Below are 6,080 nucleotides of genomic sequence, written 5' to 3' on the forward strand. Positions count from 1 at the left end.
CCCCATTTTTTGCGTCATTCCAGCTTAAAACGGAATCGTTTCACGTAATGCTTCGTCCACACTCTCGACACCGACGACCGTAATCCCGTCCGGATACGTCCAACCACCCAAGTTGTTTTTCGGAATGATCGCCCGCGTGAAACCGAGTTTAGCTGCTTCTGCTACACGTTGTTCAATCCGCGATACACGGCGAACCTCACCTGTCAATCCGACTTCACCAATCACGACATCCGTCGGACGCGTCGGCTTGTCACGGAAACTAGAAGCAATTGCCACACAAACCGCCAAGTCAATCGCCGGTTCATCAAGCTTCACACCACCGGCTGCCTTGAGGTACGCATCTTGTGTCTGAAGGAGAAGACCCGACCGTTTCTCAAGCACAGCCATCAATAAGGCTACCTTGTTTTGATCGATTCCGGTCGCCATCCGTCTTGGATTTCCGAATGACGTCGGTGAAATCAACGCTTGCAGTTCGACAAGGACGGTCCGTGTCCCTTCCATGGAAGCGACGATCGTCGAACCGGATACACCGGACGTCCGCTCCTCGAGGAAAATTTCTGACGGATTCAAGACCTCTTCAAGACCAGACTCCCGCATCTCAAAAATTCCGATCTCATTCGTTGAACCAAATCGGTTTTTGACGGCACGCAGAATCCGGAACGTATGATGACGTTCGCCTTCGAAATACAAGACAGCATCCACCATGTGCTCCAGTAAACGTGGTCCAGCAATCGAACCCTGTTTCGTGACGTGACCGACGATGAAGATCGCAATACCGCGACTCTTCGCAATTTTCATCAGCATCGCCGTACATTCACGTACCTGTGTCACACTCCCGGGTGCAGACTGGATTTCATCGATGTAGACGGTTTGAATCGAGTCAATGATTAAAAAACGTGGCTGTTCTTCATCGACGACACGTTCAATCATATTCATATCCGTCTCACTAAGGACGAACAAATCCTGAGTCGGTAAGCCAAGCCGTTCCGCGCGCAATTTAGTTTGTTTGAGCGATTCTTCTCCTGAGATGTAGAGCACTTTTTCGCCGCGTTGGGCAAGACGTGCGCTCGTCTGAAGTAAGATCGTCGACTTCCCGATTCCCGGATCTCCTCCAACAAGCACCATCGAACCTGGAACGATACCGCCTCCGAGGACACGGTCGAATTCACCACTTCCGGTAAAGACGCGACTCTCTTCTTGCGAGACGATGTTCGCGAGGCGCTCTGGCTTCAATTGTTTTGTTGTCGTATGAACGAAAGCTGCACCGCGCCGCCCTTTTTTCTCTTCGACGACTTCTTCGACCATCGTGTTCCATTCTCCGCACCCGGAACAACGTCCCATCCATTTCGGTGATTCGGTCCCACAGCTTTGACAAACGAATTTTGTTTTTAACTTAGCCAATCGATTCATCCTTTCTGTTTCAAAAAAAGAACCAGCTTCGCTCAGAAAGTGCGAAAGCTGGCCCTGTGCTCAGTTCTTATTCCGTTGCGGCAGAACTCACGTGATTCCGGCGAACGATGAATTCGTTCTCTTCGACATCAAGCGCAACACGTTCTCCTTTTTGGATATCGCCTGCGAGCAATGCTTCTGACAACCGGTCTTCCGCTTCCCGTTGAAGGGCACGACGGATTGGACGTGCGCCGTACTCTGGATCGTATCCGATATCGGCAATCTTCGAGAGGGCAGCTGGTGTCAATTCGAAATGAATTTCCTGTTCAGCCAAACGTTTTTCAAGGGTTTTCGCCATCAACTTCACGATCTCTTCGATGTGTTGTTTCTCGAGTGAGTGGAAGACGATCGTTTCATCAATCCGGTTCAAGAACTCTGGACGGAACGCCCGTTTGAGTTCTTCCATGACTTTATCTTTCATGTCTTTGTATTCGCGATCCGTATCTTCAGAAACAGCGAATCCGACATATTTATTACGTTTAAGGGCACTTGCACCGACGTTCGATGTCATGACGATGATCGTGTTACGGAAATCAACCGTCCGACCTTTCGAGTCTGTTAAGCGTCCATCATCAAGTACTTGCAAGAGAATGTTGAAGACTTCCGGGTGCGCCTTCTCGATTTCATCAAGTAAGATGACCGAGTATGGTTTCCGACGAACTTTTTCCGTCAATTGACCGCCTTCTTCGTAACCGACATATCCCGGAGGTGATCCGACGAGACGGCTCGTTGCATGTTTCTCCATGTACTCTGACATGTCGATCCGGATGATCGCATCCTCATCTCCGAACATCGCTTCGGCAACCGCACGGGCGAGTTCTGTCTTACCAACCCCAGTAGGACCGAGGAAGATGAACGAACCAATCGGACGTTTTGGATCTTTGAGTCCAGCACGTGCGCGACGGATGGCTTTTGAAATTGATTTAACGGCTTCATTTTGTCCGATGACACGATCGTGAAGGATTTCTTCGAGGCGAAGGAGACGATCCGTCTCTTCTTCCGCGATCTTCGTGACCGGTACACCTGTCCAGTTGGCAACGACTTGTGCGATGTCATCTTTTGTGACTTCAAGTTTTTCGTTGCCTTGTTTATTCTGCCATTCCTCTTTCAAACGCTCAAGCTCATCGCGTAATTTTTGTTCCGTATCGCGGAGGCTTGCTGCTTTTTCGAACTCTTGGCTTTGGACCGCTTCGTCCTTGTCCTTGCGGATGCCTTCGAGTTTTGCTTCGACTTCTTTTAAGTTCGGTGGTGCTGTGTATGAACGCAACCGAACTTTCGATGCTGCTTCATCAATCAAATCGATCGCTTTATCCGGAAGGAAACGATCCGAAATGTATCGATCTGACAATGTGACGGCTTCTTGAATCGCTTCGTCTGTGATCGTCACACGGTGGTGTGCTTCATAACGATCGCGAAGACCAAATAGGATTTGTGTTGCTTCATCCGTTGTTGGCTCTGCGACTTGGATAGGTTGGAAACGACGTTCGAGTGCCGCATCTTTCTCGATGTATTTCCGGTACTCATCAAGAGTCGTTGCTCCGATACACTGGAGTTCGCCTCGTGCGAGCGATGGTTTAAGGATGTTCGATGCATCGATCGCACCTTCTGCTCCACCCGCTCCGATCAATGTATGCAACTCATCAATGAAGAGAATGATGTTCCCCGCTTGACGAATCTCATCCATGACCTTTTTCAAACGATCTTCGAATTCACCACGGTATTTCGTACCAGCGACAAGTGTCCCCATGTCGAGTACCATAACACGTTTATTGCGTAACGTCTCCGGTACTTCATTGTTGATGATTTGTTGAGCGAGACCTTCGACGACAGCCGTTTTACCGACCCCTGGTTCCCCGATCAAGACCGGGTTATTTTTCGTCCGGCGGCTCAAGACTTCGATGACACGTTGAATTTCTTTCGCACGACCGATAACTGGATCAAGACGTGTTTCGCGCGCTTGTTGTGTCAAATCACGAGCAAGACCATCAAGTGTTGGTGTTGCGACACCTGAACCTGCTTGCGACGCGTTTGCTGTCGTTTCGCTGTTCCCGAGCAACTGGAGTACTTGCTGACGGGCTTTTGAAAGACTGATACCCAAGTTATTCAAGACACGAGCAGCAACGCCCTCTCCTTCTCGAATCAATCCGAGCAAGAGGTGTTCTGTTCCAACGTAAGAGTGACCTAGTTTACGTGCCTCATCCATTGATAACTCGATGACTTTTTTCGCACGTGGTGTATAGTGAATCGTCGTTGCACCATCTTGTCCGCGACCGATTAATGCTTCGACTTCCATCTGAATTTTATCTGAACTGAGACCGAGTGCTGTTAAGGCTTTCGCAGCGATTCCGTCTCCTTCACGTACAAGTCCGAGTAAAATGTGTTCTGTTCCGATATTGTGGTGCCCCAACCGTACTGCCTCTTCTTGAGCAAGTGCCAATACACGTTGTGCACGTTCTGTGAATCGTCCAAACATCATTATGCAAAACCTCCTTGTGTGTGATCCCTGTTTGTCTGTTCGGTTAACATCGTCCGGATTCGTTTCGCCCGTTCGATGTCCCGTTCTCTAGATGTTAATTGTTTCCCGAAATGCTTTTGTAGAAAACCTGTTTGTAATGAAACGAGCAGTTGATGAAAAAGATTTGGAGGAAGATTGACCTCTAGTCCCAGACTGTCTGCTAAGCGAACATCCGATAGTCGTTCCGTTGCTTCCCGCGCTGTAATCAGTCGAGCTGATGTCAGGATACCGTAGGAACGATATAGTCTGTCCTCTAGTTCTTCTTGATACATCTCCAATAATCCTTTTCGTGCTGCCTGTTCTGCTTCAATTAATGCTTCGACGGCAAATTGATAGTCCGTGATCAGCATATCCTCACTTGCCCCAAGCGTCCGTTGGTTCGAAAGTTGGAACATGCGACCAGAGGCATCGCTTCCCTCGCCGTAACGCCCACGAATCGCGAATCCGAGCTGTCGTAAGTATTTGATATAGCCTTGAATCTGATTCGTCAGGACCAGTCCCGGTAAGTGCAACATCACGGAAGCACGAAGACCTGTTCCGACGTTACTCGGACATGTCGTTAAATAACCAAGCGTATCATCAAAAGCAATTTTAAATCGTTCACTGATCAAACGATCGACTTGTTTTGCGATCCGAAACGCTTCTTCAAGTTGAAGTCCCGGTAATAACGTCTGAATTCGGAAATGATCCTCTTCGTTTACCATGACACTGATCTGTTCATCCTCACTAATGAAGAGTCCTGTCCGTGGATGACTTGCTAACGCTGGACTGATCAGATGCTTTTCTACTAAAGCGGTTCGCGTAAGGACATCTGCTTGATCGACGCGACCAAACCGGAACCCTTTCATCCCGTTTAGTTGGCGTTCTGTCTCTTCAATGAGCGCATTCGCTTGTGTTTCTGACAACATCGTTGAGAACGGATAACGTGTCGTATTACGCGCCAACCGGATCCGTGTCGAAACGACGATGTCGTCAAAGGGAGAAGATTGATTCATCGATTCGCTTAAAGGGTGTTGGAGCAACTCTTCAAACATGACGCAAATCCTCCTCGACACTCTCAATCTGTTGTTTTATGATTTCTGCTTCTTCATAATCTTCTGCTAAGATTTTGCGGTTAAGTTGTTCTTTCAATCGACTGAGTTGCTGGTTCAATCGTTTTTCAACGGATTCCTCATCAGGCCGTGAGCCATAATGTTGCGTATGACCGTGTTGGAACTGACGAACCATGCCGTCGACTTCGTCTTTAAAAAATGAATAACAAGTCGGGCAACCGACTTTACGAAGATGAAGCAATTGTTGACGGGTCATACCACAAGACGGACACGCCGTCCCTTGATATTCACGTGCTAACTCCCGCACACAAACCGAGCATAAGAACTTCTCATCGGTTTCCGATTCTTGTGGAAGTTTGACACGGACGATTGCTTCTCGTTCGCCACATCGTTGACAACGCATCATGCATTCCTCCAATGTCCGACGACTAGAGTCGCTTCATGGTTTGAAGAAGCGTCCGCATCAAGTGGGCACGCATCCGGTGTTGATCTTCGACCGCCATTGGCAAACTCTCTTTTTGCAACAGCGATTGAATCAAAATAGCTTCTCGCCGCGTCAATAATTGTTCGTTCATCAAACGAATCAAATAATCTTCTGCAGCTTGTTCCGTCAAATGATCACCAATCCATGAACTGACTTCGTCTAATAGATCGTGACTATCGAGCACAACGATTTTTTGAATCCGAATGTATCCACCGCCACCCCGTTTACTTTCAACAAAATAACCCTTTTCGACCGTAAAACGAGTATTGATGACGTAGTTGATTTGTGATGGAACACAGTCAAAACGTTGTGCAATTTCTTGACGTTTGATTTCAATCGTCTTTTCGTCGTGTAAAATTTGCTTTAAATAGGCTTCGATGATATCTGTGATGTTTTGCATTGGCACCACCTCTCTGACCATCTTTGACTATTGTTTGATTTAATAGTAATCATCTAAAAAAAGAAATGCAACTGATAAGGCTTTTTAGAAAACACAAAAAGACCGACCTGCAATCTGCAGATCGGTCAAGTGCCTGGCAACGTCCTATCCTCACAGGGGGAAGCCCCCAACTACTTTCGG

The 6,080-nt window shown here is 47.8% G+C and carries 5 protein-coding genes; all 5 read right to left on the reverse strand.

Annotated features, from left to right (window positions below; genetic code table 11):
- Nucleotides 1-24: 24 nt before the first annotated feature.
- The 5 genes from radA to KNQ06_RS16495 all read right to left on the reverse strand — a co-directional run bounded on the left by radA (nucleotide 25) and on the right by KNQ06_RS16495 (nucleotide 5,900).
- On the reverse strand, nucleotides 25-1,401 hold the full coding sequence (gene radA / locus KNQ06_RS16475) for a DNA repair protein RadA (RefSeq protein ID WP_029343076.1): 1,377 nt from the start codon (nucleotides 1,399-1,401) through the stop codon (nucleotides 25-27).
- A 76-nt stretch (nucleotides 1,402-1,477) separates the two neighbouring features.
- A complete protein-coding gene (gene clpC / locus KNQ06_RS16480; RefSeq protein ID WP_023466588.1) occupies nucleotides 1,478-3,925 on the reverse strand; it encodes an ATP-dependent protease ATP-binding subunit ClpC in 2,448 nt (815 codons plus the stop codon).
- Complete coding sequence (locus KNQ06_RS16485; protein ID WP_215148941.1) at nucleotides 3,925-4,998, reverse strand: protein arginine kinase; 1,074 nt, start codon at nucleotides 4,996-4,998, stop codon at nucleotides 3,925-3,927. The genes clpC and KNQ06_RS16485 overlap by 1 nt, the downstream gene beginning before the upstream one ends.
- Nucleotides 4,991-5,419: a hypothetical protein gene (locus KNQ06_RS16490; RefSeq protein ID WP_029343073.1), complete on the reverse strand. Its 429-nt coding sequence runs from the start codon at nucleotides 5,417-5,419 to the stop codon at nucleotides 4,991-4,993. The genes KNQ06_RS16485 and KNQ06_RS16490 overlap by 8 nt, the downstream gene beginning before the upstream one ends.
- Nucleotides 5,420-5,444: 25 nt before the next feature.
- On the reverse strand, nucleotides 5,445-5,900 hold the full coding sequence (locus tag KNQ06_RS16495; protein WP_023466578.1) for a CtsR family transcriptional regulator: 456 nt from the start codon (nucleotides 5,898-5,900) through the stop codon (nucleotides 5,445-5,447).
- Between the last annotated feature and the right edge of the window lie 180 nt (nucleotides 5,901-6,080).

The sequence above is a fragment of the Exiguobacterium sp. s91 genome (genome assembly GCF_018618915.1).
Taxonomy (GTDB): Bacteria; Bacillota; Bacilli; order Exiguobacteriales; family Exiguobacteriaceae; genus Exiguobacterium_A; species Exiguobacterium_A abrahamii.